Origin of the sequence: Acidaminococcus hominis, from assembly GCF_900291475.1 — a bacterium.
GTDB lineage: Bacteria > Bacillota > Negativicutes > Acidaminococcales > Acidaminococcaceae > Acidaminococcus > Acidaminococcus hominis.
The window spans coordinates 894,780-912,854 of sequence record NZ_OLMM01000005.1; the positions used below are offsets into that span (position 1 = coordinate 894,780).

Below are 18,075 nucleotides of genomic sequence, written 5' to 3' on the forward strand. Positions count from 1 at the left end.
GTGCCTTTTTCTCATATGCAGTTTGGAATTAGTACAGTCCGGTTTTCACGTGGGGCACATAGGGTGCCTCCAAAGCTTTGATTTCTTCTTCGTCCAGGTGGATGGACAGGGCGCTTACCGCTTCTTCCACGTGCTGTACCGTGGTGCAGCCCACAATGGGAGCTGTAATAGAGGGCTTGGACAGAAGCCAGGCCAGGGCTTCCTGGGCCATGGAGCGTCCGTGTTTTTGGGCGACGGCAGCCAGGTTATCCACCACTTTTTTATCCTGCTCCTTGGTGGCATCCCACACCAGAGGGGAGACCGTATCCACCTTGGTCCTGGGGGTTATGGTGCCCCAGGGATGGGCACAGCGGCCGCCGGCCAGGGGACTCCAGGGCACCACGGCCATTTTCCGGTCTTGGCACAGGGGCAGGATTTCCCGTTCTTCTTCCCGGTAGATTAAATTGTACTGGGGCTGCAAGGATACAAACTGGGTCCAGCCGTGCTGGGCGGCCAGGTTTTGCAGCCGTTCCAGCTGCCAGGCAAAAATGGTGGAAGCACCAAGGTACCGGGCCTTGCCGCTTTTTACCACGTCGTGGAGGGCTTCCTGGGTCTCCTCCATGGGGGTATTGGGGTCCAGCCGGTGAATCTGGTACACATCCACGTAATCCAGCCCCAGACGTTCCAGACTGTGGTCGATTTCTGCCAGAATGTTCTTCCGGGACAGGCCGCCGCCATTGGGACGGCCGGGCCGCATGGCAAAATTCACCTTGGTGGCCACCACGATTTCATCCCGGTTCAGGCCAAATTCCCGAATGTAGCGGCCGGTATTTTCTTCGCTGCTGCCCATTTGGTACACATTCGCGGTATCAAAGTAATTGATGCCCAGTTCAAGGGCCCGGTGGAACAGGGGCTTGCCGGCTTCGTAGTCCAGCGCCCAGGGAAACAAACCATTTTCCGCACCGGGCTTTCCGAAGCTCATCATACCTAGACAAATCCGGGAAACCTCCATGCCGGTATTGCCAAACTTAACGTAGTCCATAACTGATTCTCCTTTTTATAGTGCCTGCATTTTTGCAGGACTTTTTCTTTTTTGACTTGTTCCGGAGCGATGCCCCAGGTACAATAAAAGCAATAACAATCAATGAATTGACAGGGAGGGACGTGTGTGAATACCAAACAGATGGAATATATTCTGGAGCTGGCCCGAACCGGCAACTTTAACCGGGCGGCGGAAAACCTTTATATTTCCCAGCCCACCCTGACCTACCAGATTAAATTGGCAGAGCAAGAAATCCGTTTCCGGCTGTTTGACCGTTCCGGCCGAGGGGCAGCTCTGACCCCAGCCGGGGAGCAGTTTGTCACTACCTTGCAGAATGTGATGACAGAACTGCGGATTGCCGTAGAGCAGGGACAGAACTTTGCGGCCCGATTCCAGGAGAATCTCCGGCTGGTAATGCCCATCCGTTCGGCGCTGTACTTTTTGCCCCAGGCCCTGGAGCGTTTCGAACAGGAGCATCCGGGGATTTCTGTAACCCCTGGCTTTGATTGGCATCGGGGCATCGAAGCATTTCTTAAAGGCGAGTACGATATCTGCTTTGCCTACCAGGGGGATGTGCGCCATCTGCCAGATGTGCAGCTGCATCCTCTGTTTGACAGCAAGATTTATCTGGTGACCCGGCAGGATGACCCACTGGCCCAAAAAACGCGAATTACGGAGCAGGACCTGGCAGATCGGACCCTGATGGTGGGCGGCCCTTCCCAGGACCCCCTGCGTCAGGTCCAGCGCCGGGTGGTGGAGCATACCGGCTGCCAATATTTCAACAGTGAAAGCCACGACATGTCCCTGACCTATGTGGCCTCCCAGCGGGGAATCGTGCTGTCCCCAGGGTTTCTCAACGACCATACTGGGGCCTTTGCCTGGATACCCTTTGAATGTCCGGAAACCCTGCCCTGCGTGCTGTGTACCCACAAGGAGGACCGCCGCACCAGTGTCTGGCAGTTTGTTGCCCTGCTCCAGGAGCTGTACGCCGGGCAGCCGGATTTTCCCTGCTAAGCCTGTTTTAGGCCGCAGGCCCTGGCCCAGTCCAGCAGCTGCTTTTCTGAAGCATCTACGGCGGCTCCCTGAATAGCCAGGCTCTGGCCCAGACGGGCGCCCTTGCAGGCCTTTAGCAGATCCTTTGCGGCGTGGCCCAGGCCAGAGCCCTCGTGGGTCAGCAGGGGATAAATGGTTTTTCCGGTAAAGTCCAGCATTTCCACCTGGGTAAAGATTGCCATAGGGTAGGTGCCCCACCAGCAGGGCCCCGCAATTACCACCTTGTCGTAGGCGGAAATATCCGTCAGGGGCTGTAAAATCGCCGGCCGGGCGCCAGTGTGCAGCTCCTCCAGGGCCTGTTGGGTGCAGGTGTGATAATCCGTACTGTAGGGTTTCACCGTTTCCACCTGAAAGGTGTCGGCGCCGGTGGCCTTTGCCAGGTATTGGATGGCCTTTTTGGTCTGCCCAACCGGCAGGGAAACAATCCGGCCGTTCACGTAGTTTTCCCCTGACCGGGAATAGTAGAGAAGCAAGGTTTTACTCATAGGAATCATCCTTTCTTGGAACCGGCTAAGGGGCCGGGAATGGTTGGTTGTTTTTTGGATTACTTGTATTGTAGGCTAGTAGATACTTATAAATCAAATTGAAATATTGGATAATCAATTTAAAAATTTAATCGTAGTGCGGAAAATCATTTCTGCTGCACTGTCTAAGGAGGATATTATGCTGCTTCAGTTTTCCAAATCCGAGGAACGGGTTTTTTCAGCTATGAATGGGGGTACAGGAGAAGTGGCTGCCCAGCTATTGCCCTATCCGGGCGGCAAGGTCATTGCCTCCCGGCTGCTGCCGGGAGCGTCCATTGGGCTCCACCGCCACGAAACCAGTACGGATATCAACTTTGTCCTGTCCGGCACGGGCACCGCCCTGTGTGATGGAGTGGAGGAGCCCCTGACTCCGGGCTGCTGCCATATCTGCCCTAAGGGTTCTTCCCACAGCCTGACCAATACAGGGAGCCAGGACCTGGTGCTGCTGACAGTTGTTGTAGAAGGGTAAGAGAAGTACAGCCTGTATAGGCGCACCCGGTCATGCCCCTGCCAATTGAACCCCACGGCCTACCTCCCAAAGTACCCGGTTTTTCTTTTTCTTTCTTTTATATTGTTATGATATAATATACATAATAGGAAGTTGTCCTTGTTTTTTGTAAAGCGAGGTGATGGGTATGGGGAAGTTGTTCCGGGCTTTGGCGAGCTTCGTGTTTGTTCTAGGACTCATTGGCGGGGCTTTGATGGACCTCCTTTGTCTGCTGCCGCTGCTGCTTTTGGCGCTGGGGGTTGAATTAGTGGCGATGTATATTCTCGCCTCGATTTTTGTGTCTCCCGAGCATGCTGGGACAGTGGCCGTCGTCCTTACGGTACTCATGGTGGTTTTTGCACTCATCTACGCCTGGGCGGAGGACCATCAAGACCAGTTGTTTTGATAGCTGCTGTTGTTCCAACAGGTGCACTCTAAAACAAAACACCCCTGAAGAAATGCCAGGCATTTCTTCAGGGGTGTTTTGTTTTATTTTAACTTTGCGGTTCAAATTTTTCAAAAGCCTGGTTGGCTTCCAGCCAGTTCTTGGCCAGGGGCAGCAGCCGGCGGCCATTGTCCGTTAGATCCGCCCGGCGGATTCCCTTGCTGCGCAGCACCAGTTCTGCACCCACCTGCCGTTCCAGGGCTTTCAGCCGATAGCTCACCGTGGCTTGGGATACGTATAAAAGCTTGGAGGCCTTGCTGATATTCCGTACGGTTGCTACAGTCAAAAACGTTTCTACCAATTCCTTATCCATAAGGTGCGCCTCCTAGTATACTTTGTACCCGGTGGGAAGGAAGCCTTCTCCTGGCCCCAGATCAGCAACTGGAGATGCTTTGTGTGATTTGAACAGGACCAGGAAGTGCGCTTCATTCAAAAAACAGAGGGTAAAATGGATTTCAATTCCCCCTAATTTGGGGGATTGGGAACTATTATAGCGAAACGGCAATTTTTCTGCAAAAGGCTGTAGGAATCAACAGCTTTCTTTGGAAATAATGTTAGTATAATGCGTACAGAAAGCAGCGCTTATTGCCTGGCAACAGGGGGCGTGAAGCGGCTATTTTGGGTTGGAAACGATTTGTTGTTTATCATTTGATGCGGAAGAGAAGAAAGAAATTTGGTATACCTATAGGGAAGCCTGGGGCAGGGTTTCCCCGGAGCAGAGCTGCATCAGGCGCTCCGGCTCCAGGATGGTGATGGTCTTTCGTTTGGTTTCGATAATGCCCAGGCGGCGCAGCTGGGTCAGCCCCCGGCTCACGTTGATCAGGCTGACGCCCAGGGTATCCGCCAGTTCTTCCTGGGTCAGGTCCTGGAGCATATTCCGCCGGCCCACTTCGCTGAGCTTTAGCAGGTACAGCAGGTTGCACAGCCGGACAAAGGAGCTGTTGTATTCCTGGTGGGCGCCATCGTAGATTAACAGGTTGGTGTAGGAGGAGAACCAGTCGATGACCCGGCGCACCAGGGCCGGATTGGCTTCAAACAGCTGGGCGAACTGGGCCTGGGTAAATTCGTAGGCCTGGACATGGGTCATGGCCCGGCTCAGCAGGGATTCTTCAATCTTGTAGTGCAGGTAATGGAAGCCGGGGAAAATAGTTCCCCCTGCATGAAAGGAGAGAATCTTCCGGTGGCCGTTTTCGTGGATCAGGTAGTTTTCCACTACGCCGCTTCTGATGTAGTGAATCCGGTCAAACGGTTCGCCCGGTTCCCACAGGTAGTCCCCTTTGCGAAAGGAAACATCCTTGTGGGGCGCTGCGGCAAAATACCCTTCCAGGCTGCGAAAGTCATCAGCAAAAATGTATTTGGGAGTCCATTCCATCGTTGTTCACCTCAGTATATACTGAGATTTATTTTACCATTTTTGGAGGCGAAAAAATGAACGAAATTTTGGCGTGCATCAAGCAGCGCCGGAGCATCCGGAAATTTAAACCGGACCTGATTCCCTGCGAGGACATGGATGCCATCATCGAGGCCGGCCTGTACGCCGCCAGCGGCATGGGCAAGCAGGCCACCAAGATTATTGCGGTCACCAATAAAAAGGTCCGGGATGAACTTAGCGACCTGAACCGGCAAATCGGAGGCTGGAAGCCGGGCTTTGATCCTTTCTACGGAGCCCCGGTGGTGCTTATTGTCCTGGGGGACAAAAGCTGGGTGAACCATGTGTACGACGGCAGCTTGGTAATGGGCAACCTGATGCTGGCTGCCCAGGCCCTGGGCATTGGCAGCTGCTGGATTCACCGGGCCAAGGAAGAATTTGAGCTGCCCTACGGCCAGGAGCTTCTGCAAAAACTGGGTATCCAGGGGGAATGGGAAGGCATCGGCCACTGCGTGCTGGGCTATCCGGAAGGCCCCTTGCCTGAGGCCCCGGCCCGGAAACCGGACCGGGTGTATTATATTGAATAGGAGGCATTACGCATGAAGGTACTGGTGATTACCGGCAGCCCCCATCGGCAGGGCTGCTCGAATTGTCTGGCTGAGCAGGCCATGGCCGGCGCTCAGGCAGCAGGGCACAGCCTGGAACGGGTGGATGCGGCTTTTGCCAATATACATCCCTGTATTGGCTGCAATCATTGCGAAAGCGGCAAGCATCCCTGCATCTACCAAGATGACATGACGGCGATTTATCCCAAAATTGAAAGGGCGGAGGCTCTGATTTATGCTACACCCTTATATTACCATGCTGCATCGGCCCAGTTTCTCACCCTTATCGACCGTTACCATGGCATTGATGAACATATTCGCGGAACCCACAAAAAATGCATTCTTCTGGTAACCGGTTCCAATCCGGACCCTTCCTATATGGATGGTATGCGTATCTGGTTCCAGACGGATATGCGCTATTTGGGGTGGCAGGCAGCCGGCGCTGTCTATGCCCACGGCTGCACAACTGCGGCCCAGCTGAAGGAAACGGCTTTTGCCCAGGAAGCCTATCGGTTAGGTTATACTTTATAAAAACGTTTTTAGGGAAGCACAACGCAAGAGGAGGAATTTTCCATGCAGTACAAAGTAAAAGTCACGGTAATCGACAAGAAGCTGTACCCGGAGCTTCAGGAGGCCTATTGCGCAGACCCCCAGTCCGGGGCTTGTCCCTGCTACAATGTGGGGGATACCTTCGTATTTGAGCGATATGGCCTACAGGACGATTTCTGGCATATGGGGCTGAATACCTTGAAGGAAACACAAGGAACGGCAGCCGGGGTGGCCGGCGGTCCGGCTATGCCCCATTGCTCCGAGGCTTGGGATGCCATCAGCCGGTACATCTACACCGGCCTGCAAGGGGGCTCCATTATGCGGGGCTGGATGCGGGACGAGCACCAGATGATTGCCTGCTGCTCCGATGGCACCCGTCCGGTTATCTTTAAAATCGAGCGTTTGGACTACAAGCTGGTGAAGCTGCCCCAGGGGGACCTGACAAAGGCAGCGGCTGCCCTGGGAAGCGTGCCCGGGGTACAGCAAGCCACGGTGCGGGAAGACCTGGGAGCCGTGGAAGTGTATATGGACCGGAACCAGGAAGTGGGCGATGAAGCCCTGCGTCAGGCTCTGGAGGGCAGATCCGTTACCATTGAATAACCTGCAAAAGAAAAACGACCTATTCTGCACTTGGCAGAACAGGCCGTTTTTCTTTTTGGCGGACAATTTAGCACTGCTTTTTTTAGTGGCGATTTCCCCGATTTTGCACCTTGAAAGTACTCCGTCAGTCCCTGCACTTGGCAGAACAGGCCGTTTTTCCTTCTGGTGGACAATTTAGCACTACTTTCTTTTTGGCGTTTCCCCCGATTCCGCACCCTGGAAGTACTCCGTCAGTTCCTTCAGGAGAATCTTCAGGGCGTAGGACTGGGTTTTGTGTTTTTTGGTCAGGCAGCAGATTTCACTGTCAAAATGGGGAATCTGCACCAGGGTAATGGGGGGCTGTTCCTTTTGCAGGGCCTGGTATTCCCGGTTCATCTGGGCGGCAAACTGGGCAAAGGAGAAGGAATAGCCTAGCCCCCGCAGGGTCAGCTTGGTGACGGTTTCCAGGTCGTGGATGGAGTACAGGGGCCGGGGGTTGATGCCCAGCTGATAAAAGAAGGAATCCCCGTTGTTTTTGATGGCCGAATGGATCATCTGGAGAAAGGGTTCCTGGACCAACAGGTCCATAAGCCGGCCCGGGTCCAGCTGCTCCACGGACAGTACGGCGGGCTTTTTGCCGGCGAGCTGCGGGAAGTAGCCTGTGAGCAGCTTTTGGGGCAGCAATAGGCAGAAGGGGTCCCGGTACAGCAGCTGCCGCTCTATATGGCTGGCGGCCGTCCGGGAGGTGGCTACCAGCACATCCAGGGTATCGTCCTGGAGCTGTTCTTCCAGCTGCCGGTAGCCGTCCACCAGGAGGGTCAGGTCAATATGGGGATACTTCTGGTAGAACTGGGGCAGAAAGTCCGGGAGAATCAGCCGGGAGCGGATAGGGGTGATGCCCAGGGTAATATGCCCCCGCAGGTTCTGGGCCACCTCATCCAGGGTATCGGTCAGCTTGTTTTCCAGGGCCAGCATTTCCCGGGCGTAGGTGACCATGCAGTGACCTGCATCTGTCAGCTGGAGATGGGGACCCCGGAGGAAAAACTGGGTATGGTATTCCTTTTCCAGCCGCTGGATGGCCGAGCTCAAGGTCTGCTGGGAAATAAACAGCTTTTTGGCGGCCTGGGTCATGTTCCGTTCTTCCGCCGTGGTCAAAAAATAAAGCAAACTCCGCTGGTTCATGGGTCCTCCTATCCACAGAATTTTATCTGTGATAATTGACTATAATTAAATGTTTTACACTGTAGCTTGCAAACAGTATACTAAATATATAGAAAAATCGCAAGACTTTCCACAAGAAGGAGCAGAACCATGGAATTACAAGAAAAGAATGGACAGGTAGGGTTTCGCTACCGGACTTGCAGCGGCACGTGCAGCAGCAAGGCACTGAAGGCCCTGGAACCCTACGGAGTATGCAATCTGGCAGACGGCACCCACGGTTTTTATGTGCTGACCCCGGCCATCCACAGCCTGGGGGTGTATCGGAAGGTCATTGGACCCGCAGTGACGGTGGAAATTCCTCCGGGAGATAACCTGATGGTCCACAAGGCCATGGCCCTGATTCAGCCGGGAGCGGTGCTGGTCATCAAGATTACCGGCGAGGGCTGTGCGTCCGCCTGCGGCGGCATTATGCTCCGGCGGATGCAGCGGCTGGGTATCCAGGCTGTCATTGTGGACGGCTACGTAAGGGACCTGGACGAGCTGCTGCAAACGGATATGCCGGTATTTGCCCGGGGGCTGATGCCTGCCGGCTGCAAAAAGAACGGCCTGGGGCAGATCAATTACCCCATTGCCTGCGGGGGCGTGGTTGTCCGGCCCGGGGATATCATCGTAGCAGACCGGGACGGAGTGATTTGCCTGCCGGAAGAAGATGTGCAGGAAGTGGCCCAACGGGCCGCCGAGAAGCTCCAGAAGGAAGCCCGGGCCCTGAAGAACATTGCAGAAGGGCACCTGGTTATGGAGAACGTGGACGAAATCCTGGCCCAGCGGGGATTAAAACAGCTGGGAGGCAAGGAGGGGTAAGCATGGGCGTACTGGCGAACGAAAAACAAGGAAAACCTTCTTTTGGCCTGAACCTGGCCCTGACGGACCCGGTGGTGCTGGAATATGCCAAGCTGGCCGGTTACGATTTTGTCCGGCTGGACTGTGAGCATATCCTCTACGACTACAGTACTATAGGAGAAATGCTCCGGCTGGGCAGAGCCTTGAATATTGACGTGCAGCTGCGGCTGGCGGACCCGGCACAGGCGGGGCCTCTGCTGGATATGGGGGCCACAGCCCTGATGTTTCCCCATGTGAGCAGCGCCCTGGAGGCCAAACGGATTGTGGAGCTGACCAAGTTCCCGCCCCTGGGGGACCGGGGCCTTACCGGGGCCAGCCGGGTGGTGCAGCTCAGCGGGCTTACCACCAGCGCCTACCAGGCCCAGGCCAACACCCAGGTGTACAATATCATCCAAATTGAAAGCAAGGAAGCCCTGGAACGGATCGACGAAATCCTGTCCGTGCCGGGCATTGATTTGGTGGCCACCGGCCGCAACGACCTGTCCCAGTCCCTGGGGGTACCGGGGCAGAAGAACCATCCCAAGGTTTTGGACGCAGAAAACACCATCATTCGCAAGACCTTGGACTACGGCAAGACGCCCACCATTTTGTGCAAAAGCCAGAAGCGGTATGCAGAACTGCTGGAGCAGGGCGTGCGCTGCTTTTCCGTAGGCAGGGATGACAGCCTGCTGAAAACAGCCCTGGAAACCCAACTGCAAAAATTCACGCAGTCCTGTCAGGAATAACGGAGGAATCAATTATGGAAATTGGGATTGGCATCTGGGCCTTCTTGGCCTACATTGGATTTATCCTTATTTGGAACCTGGTGGTGAAACGGAAATTGGCGGAAGCCATGATGATTTCCTGGATCATCGTCTGCCTGCTCCACGGCCTGGACAAGGCACCGGCGGCCCTTTGGAGTTCCTTCCTGAGAGGCACCCGTACTTCTTCCTGCCTGTCGCCTATTTTGTTTGTAGGCATGGCGGCCCTGATGGAAGAAACCAATATCATCGGTCGGCTTATTGATATTTTGAACTCCCTGATTGGACGCCTGCGGGGCGGCCCGGCGTACATTTCCGTACTGGCCAGCGCCCTCATGGGGCTGATTTCCGGCTCCACCGCAGCCAACGCCGCCACCGTAGGGAGCATTACCATTCCCTGGATGATGGAAACCGGCTGGAGCGCCGACATGGCCGCCATCATGAACTCCGGCAACGCTGGCCTGGGGGTATCCCTGCCGCCCAGCACGTCCATGTTCCTGATGCTGGGCTTTGCGGATGTGGCGGCCTATACCACCACCGGGGACGTGTACATTGCCGTTCTCTGCACCGGCCTTTACGGGGTGCTGTACCGGCTGCTGTTGACCTCGTACTTCATCCGCCGGTACCACATTGAAGCCCTGAAAGAAGAAGACGTGCCCAACTTCTGGACCACCATCAAAGAAAAATGGGGTTCCCTGATTATCTTCGTAGGGGTTATGATTCCGTTGCTTTTGACCACCGGCCCCATTTCCCAAATGCTGCGGCACAGCCATTTTGGCGCCAAGGGCGTCAAAGCCATCGACATCATCATCTGGGTGCCGGTACTAATCATCCTGGGGGTGCTGTTTGAAGGCAGAAAACACCTGCCCCACGATGCCGCCGGCTGGAAGGGCTTCTTTAAGCCCCTGGCCAAGAAATTCTTTAACGTGGCCCCCATTATCATGTTCGCCATGTGCGGGTCCGAAGCCCTGAGCTCCATCGGCTTCGGCCACGACGTATCCGTTTTCATGAATGCTTTGGGCCTGAGCAAGGTACTGACCATTCTCCTGCTGGTAGTGGTGGTAGAATGCGTGGTAGGCCCCCTGAATGCCTCCGCCGCTACCATGGCCCTGGGCCCCATGTGCTTCCTGTGCCTGAAGGATGCAGGCGTAGCCCCGGCCACCGCCGTAGCCGTCTTCCTGATGCTGGTGTCCAACCAGGGCGCCATTCCCCCCAGCTCCTCGGCCATCTACATTTCCTGCGGCATTTCCGGCAGTGACGTCACCCGGACTTTCAGCAAGCTCATGTGTGACTACGCCATACCCATTGCCTGCATCGCTGCCCTGATCGCCCTGGGCATTCTGCCCGTTATCAGTTAGGAGGCTGCCATGAAAACCTTGAACCCGCTTTTACTCACCATATTTTATATCTTCCTGGCCCTGACCTTCGGCTGCGCCATCTTCATCGTAATGGGCCAAGCCGTGGCCATCGTTACCAGTAACCCTGGCCTGGCCGTCTGGTGCAAAAAACTCATTGCCTTGAACGCCCGCTTCGGTGCCGGCCTGTCCATTACTACCCTGATTATGGGGTATCTGAACGGCTGGATGAAGGGGAAGAAGGAAGGGTAAGGGAAAAAAGTAAATAGCAAGGACCTGTGGAAAAGAGGTAATCCTCTTCGCCACAGGTCCTTTTTTGTGTAGCGCATTACCGATGATGCAGCAAAAATTACCGATGGTTTGTCGGCAGCAGGATTCGGGAACATTACGGTTAAGTAGGATAGAAGTATTCCTGTCAAAGGAGGTGAATTCATGCAAAAATTTCGCTGGAAAACCTTGAACCAGGAAGGGCAGACGATAACCGGAGAAATGTATGCCGGCAGCCAGGCAGAAGCAGGGCAGAAATTGCTTTTGACCTATCCCTATGTACTGGAACTGAAGCCCGTTTTCCAATGGAAACTGGGGTTGGGCAGGCGGAGAAACCTTACCGACCTGGAACGGGAAACCCTGTACAGGCAATTGGCCATCCTTCTGGAAGGGGGTATTCCAATTCTGAGAGCGGTCCACGTACTGGGCCTGGGCAAAAGCCAGAAACTCCAGGATTTGTGCCAGGCCCTGGAACAGGATCTTCAGGCGGGCTTTTCCCTTTCCCAGACTTTGCAGAAACATTGGCAGCAGGCGGGAAGCTTGGCACCCAAGTTGGTGGCAGCGGGGGAAGAAAGTGGCAAGGTGCCGGAAACGCTTCAGGGTTTGGCAGATTTCTATGGGGAACAGCGGGAAAACAAGAAAGCGGTGATTCAGGCCTGTATGTATCCAGGACTGGTTTTTCTGCTTTCCTTATGCATTGCCCTGTATTTTGCCTGGGCTATATTGCCCATTTTTATGGACGTGTACCAGCTGATGCGGCTGGAACCAACACCGCTTCTTGTGGGAGTCCTGAACCTGCGGAATCTGGCGGCAGAGTATCCTCCCCTGGTTTTCCTCTTTCTAGCAGGACTGGGCTGGTGCGGCACCCAATTGCTGCAGGGAAAAGGCGGTTTTTGGCACAAACTGCCCATTTTGGCTTCCCTCTACCATGATCTGTGGGAAGTTCGCTACAGCCGGCTGCTTTCCCTGCTTTTGGCTAGCGGCTTGACGTTGGATAAGGCCCTTACCGCCGCAGGAGCTATCCTGCCGGAGGAGAAACTGCGCACTGTAAGCCGACAGCTGGAGCAGGAGGTCATTGCAGGTATGTCCCTTCATGGTGCCAGCGAAAATCATCCCCAATTTTTTGGGTCGTTGACCCGGGAATTTATTGCCATTGGGGAAGAAAGCGGCAAATTGCCGGAAATGCTGGGAGAGGCGGCAGCCCTTATGGAAAAAGAACTGCGGAGCCGGCTGAAGAACCTGAAGACATTGCTGGAACCCTGCTTGCTACTGCTGCTTGCAGGGGGGAGTGCCGCACTTTTGTATCTTGTACTGTCCCCCATGTACACCATTATGAATCGCTTGCCCGCTCAATTTTGAAAGGAGATTAAGAAACTTATGCTGCAGAACCAATTCGATTCCAAAGAAACCCAAAATTTTCAACAGACTACACTTGTAAATACACCCAAAAAGAAAAGAAAGAAATCTCCCGGTTTCACCCTGATTGAAGTCATTGCTGTAATGGCCATTATCGGGGTCATGGCGGCTGCCCTGATGCCCAGTGTAGAATCTGCCATGAACAAGTCCAAGGATACCCAGTTGGTGAGCAATCTGTCGCTGCTGGACAGCGGCGCCAAAATCTACACCATTGAGAACGGCAAGGCTCCCACTAGCCTTCAGGAATTGGTGGATAAAAAATATGTGCCCGACAAGAACTATGAAGGAATAACGTATTCCGCAGGTACAGAAGGTGGCAGTGCTTCCTTTACGGGCACGTTAAGCAGCGGGGAAAAGGTCAGCAGTACGGACCTGGGCCTGCGTACCCCCAGTGGCAATTCCCTATGAGCTGCGGTGCCCGGAAAAGCCCGGGCTTTGTGATGCTGGACCTGCTTTTGGGGCTAAGCCTGTACCTTACCCTGGCCTTTTTCTGCCTGCCTCTGTTTTCCAGCATCAGTGAATTGAGTAAGGCTGTCAAACTGAACTTGGCTTCTCAAGCTATGAGTACCTTTGCCTCTACTGCCCAGCAAAAGGTCATGTACCAGCACGAGGGAATTCTCTGGCTAAAGCGGAATTGGCAGAACCCGAAGGAGCTTCAAATTGGCCAGCAGTACCAGGTCCAGCGGCAGATTTCCATGGCAGAATTGGGGCTGGGAGACTTCGAAGCCAAGTCCTTTAACACGAGCTTTATCCGCAGCGGCAATGCCACTGGCTATATACATGTTGCCCACCGGACGGACCCGGGGTACAGCCGGATGCTGATTTTTCAGCCTGTAACAGGACGGATGGTTTATGCAGATCCATGAAAAAGCCGCAGGCTTTATCCTTTTGGATGTATTGTGGGCTACTGTGCTGGCAGGGCTTTTGGCTGTGCTGGGCCTGGAAACCTGGGCGGTAACTGCCAAAATGCTGGAGCGGTATCAGCGTCTCCAGGCGGCTGCCCGTTTGGCCCGGGAAGCGGTCTGGAATGTGGAAGACGGACTGCCGGTTCCGGCAGAACGGGAGGGCCTGACGCTGCAGGTGACCCAGCGCGCAATGGCGGGTTTTGACCAGCCCCAGGTGCTGTATCAGATTGACGTGCTGGAGCAGGACGGAAGGAGGTACTTCACCTATTATGCGTTTGGGAAAAAGTAGGGGCAGTCTCCTTTTGGAAAGCTATATTGCCCTGGGATTTTTTATGCTTATTACGGCGGGAATTCTTCAATTTGGCGGCCGGCTGGTGCAGCTGTTTGCTGCTCAATACGGTCAGTGGGAACTGGAACGGGCAGCCCAGGACCTGGAAGCACGAGTGGGTAGCCATTTGGAGTTTGCTGTGGACCGGGTGGAAATCCACCCTTCCTTGACTGGCTCTAGAAATGGGATTGCTACGTATGGCCATTTGCAGCCCCTGAAACGCAGCTATTACCTGAACCACCCCATGAAGAATCCCCAACAGCAGCTGCTGTATATGGCCTCCTGGGTGAATTCCACCCGGCCGGGGGCGAATCCGCTCTTGGCTCCTCAGCTGGAAATAGAAGACCTGAAGGTGGAAAAGACGGGGCCTAACCGGCTGCGGTGGCGTCTGTTGCTCAGCTATCCTGCCACCGGGCAGAAAAAGCAGGTGGAGGAGGTCTTTCGCTATGGCAATTACTAATGGAAAAAGTACCGGCATGGTGTCCCTGCTGTTCCTGTATCTGTTTGCGGCCTTTGCCGGCATTCTGTATGCCCTAAAGCAGGTTACCTTCCAGGAGGTGGATGCCCTGGTCTACCGGGAGCAAAGCCGGCAGTGGGCGGAGTTGCTCAGCAGTTTCTGCCGCAGCAGGAATGGACTTCCTCTGAATCGGGAGAACAGCATTAAGGAACTGCCGCCTATGGGGTTTCCGGGGTCTCCGGACCAATTCCAAATCCGGGTAAAAACCTGGCAGAGGGGCGTGCAGCTGCGTATGGAATATGCTAGCCTGCACCGGCTCAACCGGGGCCTTCTGATGGATGGAGCCCGGTATGAAATCCGGCCGGTGGGGAAAAACCTGGAGGTGGAGTATCCTGTGGGCCAGATTCGGGACAAAAATTCCGGGCTGGGTCTTTTGGGAATGTCTGCAGTGGATTTTGCCCACGCCATTACCAGTCCTATGCCGCCCCAGGCTAGGCTGGAACAGCCGCTGGAACCCTATCTGTACCAAACGCCCAGCCGTAAGCCCATTACGTATACCAAGGCGGTGCTGCGGGGCAGCGGGGTGCTGGTACCCCAGGGAGCTCTGACCTTTAGCAACGGCTTTCGGGTGGAAGGGGATTTTCGGATCTATTGCGGCGGCTCTCTGACTCTGGGTGAAGGAGTCTATATGGACAAGGTGCTGCTGTATTCGGCCGGGGCCATGAAAATCGGAAAAAATTCACATATCAATGGTATAATAGTCTCCGACGGCATTGTGGAGCTGGGGGAAAACGTCACCTACACGGAGGACCGCAGTGTTTTGCAGCCGTTTCTCACGAGATATTTATTATAACAGGAGGATTTTCATGAAAAAACTGTTGACGCTGTTTGCTGCTTTCTTATTCTGTCTACCGGAAACAGTGCTGGCCTTTGGGCACACCACGGTGCTCCAGGAGCATTATGCCGACGGCAATGCAGAGGGTGTGGTTCCCTATGTGGATGGCCTGAAGGAGCAATATCTGGAAAACAATCTGAATCATGTCATTAAGGAAAAGGCCAATGCCCTGGGCAAGGAAGCCGGGGGCAAGGCGGTGCTGTCCTACCAGATTACGGTGAACCGGCCTACGCTGTTTAGTGTAATCCTGAAGGCGGAAGGGGACAAGACGGTCTACGACGGCCTGAATCTGGACACCACCAGCGGCAAGGAGGTGGAACCTCGGGATCTGCTCTATACCAATACGGCGGAGTATACGGAAAAGCTCCTGGGCAAGGATTTTGTCTTTGGGGAAAACGGGATTCTGCTGCCGGCGGCTCCGGGGGGCGCGTATACCACCAGTGTACCCTATGCGTCCCTGGTAAAATCCATCAATGTGGCGGAGGGGGCCCGGCTCCTGACCAGCTACAAGCTGACCCAGGACGCTGCGGACAAGACCCTGGTACTGCACCCGGGGGAACTGGTGGCGCTGTACCTGGATGCCAATCCTACCACGGGCAATACCTGGCAGCTCCTTGACCAAAGCAGCCAGGGGGGCTTTGCCAATCTGGGCCATTCCTTCTACCTGCCCATGGTGAACGAATCCGGCCAAAATGGTTCTCCCGGCAGCACCATTTTGTTCCTGAGCTTTACCCAGGCCGGGGACTACAAGATAAAGGCTGAGTATGCCAAAACGTTAAACCTGCCGTTGAAAGATATTGTATTCAATTTTAAGGTAATTTAAGAGCAATATAAGCAAAAGCTGTCCAGCCAATTGAAAATAGTTTACCAAGGCGCGTCTGCGGACGCGTCTTTTTGTATAAGGGGGATATTTCAGCATTGAACTTAATAAAAATACAAGAAACGGGGAAATATGTCCCAAACCGGGGTAAAATGAAAGATTCTGAAAAAATGAACTTCGTCAACCGTAATTGACAAAGGCACAGTTATAGGATAAAATTATACACATATTAATATATTTAATATTAAAATAACATGAAACTGTTGAATATCTGAAAATTCAGTGCTATACTAATGTCGTCGCTAAGAGATATAGCGAAGCATATTCGAAAATAAGCGTACATTAATTAAACGAAATCCATAGCCTACTGGGGTGACTGAATCCAAGGCTTACGGGGAGAAGCCTCCAGGGGATCCATGGACTCAGATTGAGGGAGGAATGATTTTATGACAAAAGCAGATATCCAAGAAACCTACGGTTTGTTTATTAACGGCGAATTTGTTCCTGCGTCCGACGGCGCTACTTTTGATGCCCATAACCCGGCCAACGGGGAGCATTTGGCTTACTTTGCCGAAGCTACCAAAGAAGACGTGGACAAGGCCGTCAAGGCTGCCAGAGCTGCCCTGCCTGCCTGGGGCAGAACTTCCCCCATTGAACGGCAGAACGTGCTGATGAAGATTGCTGATATTATCGATGCCAACCTGGACCATCTGGCCCTGGTAGAAACCCTGGATAACGGCAAACCCATTCGGGAAACCAAGGCTGCCGATATTCCTCTGGGCTCCGACCACTTCCGGTATTTCGCCGGCTGCCTGAGAGCCTGGGAAGGTTCCGCCAATATGCTGGATGACAACACCATGTCCCTGATTCTCCACGAACCGGTAGGCGTGGTAGGCCAGGTCATTCCCTGGAACTTCCCGTTCACCATGGCCTGCTGGAAATTGGCTCCTGCCCTGGCCGCTGGTGACACGGTGGTCATCAAACCGTCCTCCCATACCTCTCTATCCCTGATGGAACTGGTACGGCTGATCAAGGACGTAGTACCCAAAGGCGTTATCAACGTTATCACCGGCAAGGGTTCCAAATCCGGCCAATGGATTCTGGACCACCCGGATCTGGACAAACTGGCCTTCACCGGTTCTACCGAAGTGGGCCGGGGCGTATACCAGGCTGCCTGCGACAAATTGATTCCGGCTACCCTGGAATTGGGCGGCAAATCCGCCAACATCGTCTTTGATGATGCGGATATGACCCAAGCCATTGACGGCGCCTGCAAGGGCATTCTGTTCAACCAAGGCCAGGTTTGCTGCGCTGGTTCCCGGCTGTTTGTACAGGAAGGCATTTTCGATGAATTCCTGAAACATTTGAAAGCCACCTTCGAAGCGGTGAAGATTGGCGATCCTACGGATCCTACCACCCAATTGGGTGCCCAAATCTATAAAGCCCAGCAGGATAAGGTCCTGAACTACGTGAAATTGGGCGTAGAAGAAGGCTGCCAGCTGATTACCGGCGGTGAAAAATACACCGAAAACGGCTGCGATAAGGGCTTCTTCATGAAACCCACCATCCTGGTGGCCAACTCCAACGCTGACCGGGTATGCCAGGAAGAAATCTTTGGACCTGTGGTTGTGGTACAAAAATTCAAGACCGTGGACGAAGTTATCAAACTGGCCAACGACAGCGATTATGGCCTGGGCGGCGCCGTATTCAGCAGCAACATCAATACGGCTTTGAAAGTAGCCCGCAGCGTACGCACCGGCCGTATGTGGGTCAACACCTACAATGACCTGCCTGCCGGCGCTCCCTTCGGCGGCTACAAACTGTCCGGTATCGGCAGAGAAACCCATAAGGTGATTTTGAACCACTACAGCCAGATCAAGAACATCCTGATCAACCTGCGGCCTGGCCCCAGCGGGATGTATGATGTGAAATAAAAGCCTTTAACAAACTGGTAAAGAACCCCATAAGAGCAGCACAGCCGTCCTTGGTTGTGCTGCCCCTTTTGTTTTGGGACAGGAACTGCTTCTCCGCCTTTAGATTGACACTGGCCTGTGGAAAGTTTATAATTTTTGTAGCAGGTCATGTAACTGACGGAAGTGGGTAAACCACAGGGAGCATGGCCCAAGACCGCCGACCGTCTGGGCAGAAAAGCTGACCCGGGATAGGTCGGTTTTTTCGTAAAAAAGGAGGAAAAGCATC

General features: G+C 54.1%; 22 protein-coding genes, 1 pseudogene and 1 riboswitch. Of the genes and pseudogenes, 18 read left to right on the forward strand and 5 right to left on the reverse strand.

Translation table 11 applies throughout. The features are described from left to right. Window positions 1–28: 28 nt before the first annotated feature. Window positions 29–1,021, reverse strand: coding sequence for an aldo/keto reductase (locus C7E10_RS10585; RefSeq protein ID WP_105327242.1), 993 nt, complete (start codon window positions 1,019–1,021; stop codon window positions 29–31). A gap of 126 nt (window positions 1,022–1,147) precedes the next feature. On the opposite strand from C7E10_RS10585, the gene C7E10_RS10590 reads away from it, so the two are divergent. Further along, window positions 1,148–2,035 carry a LysR family transcriptional regulator gene (locus tag C7E10_RS10590; protein WP_105327243.1) on the forward strand — a complete coding sequence of 296 codons (888 nt, stop codon included), beginning with the start codon at window positions 1,148–1,150 and terminating at the stop codon, window positions 2,033–2,035. Here C7E10_RS10590 and C7E10_RS10595 read toward each other — a convergent pair. After that, window positions 2,032–2,559: a flavodoxin gene (locus C7E10_RS10595; protein ID WP_105327244.1), complete on the reverse strand. Its 528-nt coding sequence runs from the start codon at window positions 2,557–2,559 to the stop codon at window positions 2,032–2,034. The two genes, C7E10_RS10590 and C7E10_RS10595, sit on opposite strands and share 4 nt — an antisense overlap. Before the next feature lie 178 nt (window positions 2,560–2,737). On the opposite strand from C7E10_RS10595, the gene C7E10_RS10600 reads away from it, so the two are divergent. Next, window positions 2,738–3,067 (forward strand): cupin domain-containing protein, encoded by a 330-nt coding sequence (locus C7E10_RS10600; RefSeq protein WP_105327245.1) that lies wholly within the window; start codon window positions 2,738–2,740, stop codon window positions 3,065–3,067. Between the two features lie 166 nt (window positions 3,068–3,233). Then, window positions 3,234–3,491, forward strand: a complete 258-nt coding sequence (locus C7E10_RS10605; protein ID WP_118286862.1) for a hypothetical protein — start codon at window positions 3,234–3,236, stop codon at window positions 3,489–3,491. Between the two features lie 88 nt (window positions 3,492–3,579). On the opposite strand, the gene C7E10_RS10610 is transcribed toward C7E10_RS10605, so the two are convergent. Both C7E10_RS10610 and C7E10_RS10615 read right to left on the reverse strand, forming a co-directional pair. Next, entirely contained in the window at window positions 3,580–3,843 is a 264-nt protein-coding gene (locus tag C7E10_RS10610; RefSeq protein WP_105327247.1) for a LysR family transcriptional regulator, read from the reverse strand. 369 nt (window positions 3,844–4,212) lie between these two features. Further along, complete coding sequence (locus C7E10_RS10615) at window positions 4,213–4,902, reverse strand: Crp/Fnr family transcriptional regulator (RefSeq protein ID WP_105327248.1); 690 nt, start codon at window positions 4,900–4,902, stop codon at window positions 4,213–4,215. Between the two features lie 56 nt (window positions 4,903–4,958). Here C7E10_RS10615 and C7E10_RS10620 point away from each other — a divergent pair, with 56 nt between their 5' ends. The 3 genes and pseudogenes from C7E10_RS10620 to C7E10_RS10630 form a co-directional block, all read left to right on the forward strand. Then, entirely contained in the window at window positions 4,959–5,486 is a 528-nt protein-coding gene (locus tag C7E10_RS10620; RefSeq protein WP_105327453.1) for a nitroreductase, read from the forward strand. Between the two features lie 12 nt (window positions 5,487–5,498). Then, on the forward strand, window positions 5,499–6,035 hold the full coding sequence (locus C7E10_RS10625) for a flavodoxin family protein (RefSeq protein WP_105327249.1): 537 nt from the start codon (window positions 5,499–5,501) through the stop codon (window positions 6,033–6,035). Between the two features lie 42 nt (window positions 6,036–6,077). After that, window positions 6,078–6,467: pseudogene (locus tag C7E10_RS10630) on the forward strand (TIGR04076 family protein); the annotation flags it as partial. Window positions 6,468–6,833: 366 nt separating this feature from the next. On the opposite strand, the gene C7E10_RS10635 reads toward C7E10_RS10630, so the two are convergent. Beyond that, window positions 6,834–7,814 carry a LysR family transcriptional regulator gene (locus C7E10_RS10635; protein ID WP_105327251.1) on the reverse strand — a complete coding sequence of 327 codons (981 nt, stop codon included), beginning with the start codon at window positions 7,812–7,814 and terminating at the stop codon, window positions 6,834–6,836. 129 nt (window positions 7,815–7,943) lie between these two features. Here C7E10_RS10635 and C7E10_RS10640 point away from each other — a divergent pair, with 129 nt between their 5' ends. From C7E10_RS10640 to C7E10_RS10695, 12 genes are all read left to right on the forward strand, one after another. Beyond that, the gene (locus C7E10_RS10640) at window positions 7,944–8,654 is read left to right on the forward strand and encodes an RraA family protein (RefSeq protein ID WP_105327252.1); all 711 of its coding nucleotides are present in this window, start codon (window positions 7,944–7,946) and stop codon (window positions 8,652–8,654) included. 2 nt (window positions 8,655–8,656) lie between these two features. Further along, window positions 8,657–9,418 (forward strand): HpcH/HpaI aldolase family protein, encoded by a 762-nt coding sequence (locus C7E10_RS10645; protein ID WP_105327253.1) that lies wholly within the window; start codon window positions 8,657–8,659, stop codon window positions 9,416–9,418. A 14-nt stretch (window positions 9,419–9,432) separates the two neighbouring features. Then, window positions 9,433–10,791, forward strand: a complete 1,359-nt coding sequence (locus C7E10_RS10650; protein WP_105327254.1) for a TRAP transporter large permease subunit — start codon at window positions 9,433–9,435, stop codon at window positions 10,789–10,791. Between the two features lie 9 nt (window positions 10,792–10,800). Continuing rightward, window positions 10,801–11,040, forward strand: a complete 240-nt coding sequence (locus C7E10_RS10655; protein WP_105327255.1) for a hypothetical protein — start codon at window positions 10,801–10,803, stop codon at window positions 11,038–11,040. 180 nt (window positions 11,041–11,220) lie between these two features. Continuing rightward, entirely contained in the window at window positions 11,221–12,414 is a 1,194-nt protein-coding gene (locus C7E10_RS10660) for a type II secretion system F family protein (RefSeq protein ID WP_105327256.1), read from the forward strand. Between the two features lie 18 nt (window positions 12,415–12,432). Beyond that, window positions 12,433–12,879, forward strand: coding sequence for a type II secretion system protein (locus tag C7E10_RS10665; RefSeq protein ID WP_105327257.1), 447 nt, complete (start codon window positions 12,433–12,435; stop codon window positions 12,877–12,879). Continuing rightward, a complete protein-coding gene (locus C7E10_RS10670) occupies window positions 12,876–13,337 on the forward strand; it encodes a hypothetical protein (RefSeq protein WP_105327258.1) in 462 nt (153 codons plus the stop codon). Before C7E10_RS10665 ends, C7E10_RS10670 begins: the two co-directional genes overlap by 4 nt. Continuing rightward, window positions 13,324–13,665 (forward strand): hypothetical protein, encoded by a 342-nt coding sequence (locus C7E10_RS10675; RefSeq protein WP_105327259.1) that lies wholly within the window; start codon window positions 13,324–13,326, stop codon window positions 13,663–13,665. Before C7E10_RS10670 ends, C7E10_RS10675 begins: the two co-directional genes overlap by 14 nt. Then, window positions 13,646–14,164, forward strand: a complete 519-nt coding sequence (locus C7E10_RS10680) for a hypothetical protein (protein WP_105327260.1) — start codon at window positions 13,646–13,648, stop codon at window positions 14,162–14,164. The genes C7E10_RS10675 and C7E10_RS10680 overlap by 20 nt, the downstream gene beginning before the upstream one ends. Then, window positions 14,151–15,014: an LbetaH domain-containing protein gene (locus tag C7E10_RS10685; RefSeq protein ID WP_105327261.1), complete on the forward strand. Its 864-nt coding sequence runs from the start codon at window positions 14,151–14,153 to the stop codon at window positions 15,012–15,014. Before C7E10_RS10680 ends, C7E10_RS10685 begins: the two co-directional genes overlap by 14 nt. A 13-nt stretch (window positions 15,015–15,027) precedes the next feature. Continuing rightward, window positions 15,028–15,879 (forward strand): protease inhibitor I42 family protein, encoded by an 852-nt coding sequence (locus C7E10_RS10690; protein ID WP_105327262.1) that lies wholly within the window; start codon window positions 15,028–15,030, stop codon window positions 15,877–15,879. A 443-nt stretch (window positions 15,880–16,322) separates the two neighbouring features. Then, a complete protein-coding gene (locus C7E10_RS10695) occupies window positions 16,323–17,810 on the forward strand; it encodes an aldehyde dehydrogenase family protein (RefSeq protein ID WP_105327263.1) in 1,488 nt (495 codons plus the stop codon). Window positions 17,811–17,949: 139 nt separating this feature from the next. After that, a riboswitch (ZMP/ZTP riboswitch) is annotated at window positions 17,950–18,027 on the forward strand. Window positions 18,028–18,075: the final 48 nt, after the last annotated feature.

Excerpts from the sequence above, each read along its gene's own strand:
- C7E10_RS10620 (WP_105327453.1), top strand. The coding sequence starts at position 4,959 with ATGAACGAAATTTTGGCGTGCATCAAGCAGCGCCGGAGCATCCGGAAA.
- C7E10_RS10635 (WP_105327251.1), bottom strand. The coding sequence starts at position 7,814 with ATGAACCAGCGGAGTTTGCTTTATTTTTTGACCACGGCGGAAGAACGG.
- C7E10_RS10610 (WP_105327247.1), bottom strand. The coding sequence starts at position 3,843 with ATGGATAAGGAATTGGTAGAAACGTTTTTGACTGTAGCAACCGTACGG.
- C7E10_RS10690 (WP_105327262.1), top strand. The coding sequence starts at position 15,028 with ATGAAAAAACTGTTGACGCTGTTTGCTGCTTTCTTATTCTGTCTACCG.
- C7E10_RS10660 (WP_105327256.1), top strand. The coding sequence starts at position 11,221 with ATGCAAAAATTTCGCTGGAAAACCTTGAACCAGGAAGGGCAGACGATA.
- C7E10_RS10675 (WP_105327259.1), top strand. The coding sequence starts at position 13,324 with ATGCAGATCCATGAAAAAGCCGCAGGCTTTATCCTTTTGGATGTATTG.
- C7E10_RS10645 (WP_105327253.1), top strand. The coding sequence starts at position 8,657 with ATGGGCGTACTGGCGAACGAAAAACAAGGAAAACCTTCTTTTGGCCTG.
- C7E10_RS10640 (WP_105327252.1), top strand. The coding sequence starts at position 7,944 with ATGGAATTACAAGAAAAGAATGGACAGGTAGGGTTTCGCTACCGGACT.
- C7E10_RS10655 (WP_105327255.1), top strand. The coding sequence starts at position 10,801 with ATGAAAACCTTGAACCCGCTTTTACTCACCATATTTTATATCTTCCTG.
- C7E10_RS10615 (WP_105327248.1), bottom strand. The coding sequence starts at position 4,902 with ATGGAATGGACTCCCAAATACATTTTTGCTGATGACTTTCGCAGCCTG.
- C7E10_RS10665 (WP_105327257.1), top strand. The coding sequence starts at position 12,433 with ATGCTGCAGAACCAATTCGATTCCAAAGAAACCCAAAATTTTCAACAG.
- C7E10_RS10680 (WP_105327260.1), top strand. The coding sequence starts at position 13,646 with ATGCGTTTGGGAAAAAGTAGGGGCAGTCTCCTTTTGGAAAGCTATATT.
- C7E10_RS10650 (WP_105327254.1), top strand. The coding sequence starts at position 9,433 with ATGGAAATTGGGATTGGCATCTGGGCCTTCTTGGCCTACATTGGATTT.
- C7E10_RS10585 (WP_105327242.1), bottom strand. The coding sequence starts at position 1,021 with ATGGACTACGTTAAGTTTGGCAATACCGGCATGGAGGTTTCCCGGATT.
- C7E10_RS10685 (WP_105327261.1), top strand. The coding sequence starts at position 14,151 with ATGGCAATTACTAATGGAAAAAGTACCGGCATGGTGTCCCTGCTGTTC.
- C7E10_RS10605 (WP_118286862.1), top strand. The coding sequence starts at position 3,234 with ATGGGGAAGTTGTTCCGGGCTTTGGCGAGCTTCGTGTTTGTTCTAGGA.
- C7E10_RS10600 (WP_105327245.1), top strand. The coding sequence starts at position 2,738 with ATGCTGCTTCAGTTTTCCAAATCCGAGGAACGGGTTTTTTCAGCTATG.
- C7E10_RS10670 (WP_105327258.1), top strand. The coding sequence starts at position 12,876 with ATGAGCTGCGGTGCCCGGAAAAGCCCGGGCTTTGTGATGCTGGACCTG.
- C7E10_RS10695 (WP_105327263.1), top strand. The coding sequence starts at position 16,323 with ATGACAAAAGCAGATATCCAAGAAACCTACGGTTTGTTTATTAACGGC.
- C7E10_RS10625 (WP_105327249.1), top strand. The coding sequence starts at position 5,499 with ATGAAGGTACTGGTGATTACCGGCAGCCCCCATCGGCAGGGCTGCTCG.
- C7E10_RS10595 (WP_105327244.1), bottom strand. The coding sequence starts at position 2,559 with ATGAGTAAAACCTTGCTTCTCTACTATTCCCGGTCAGGGGAAAACTAC.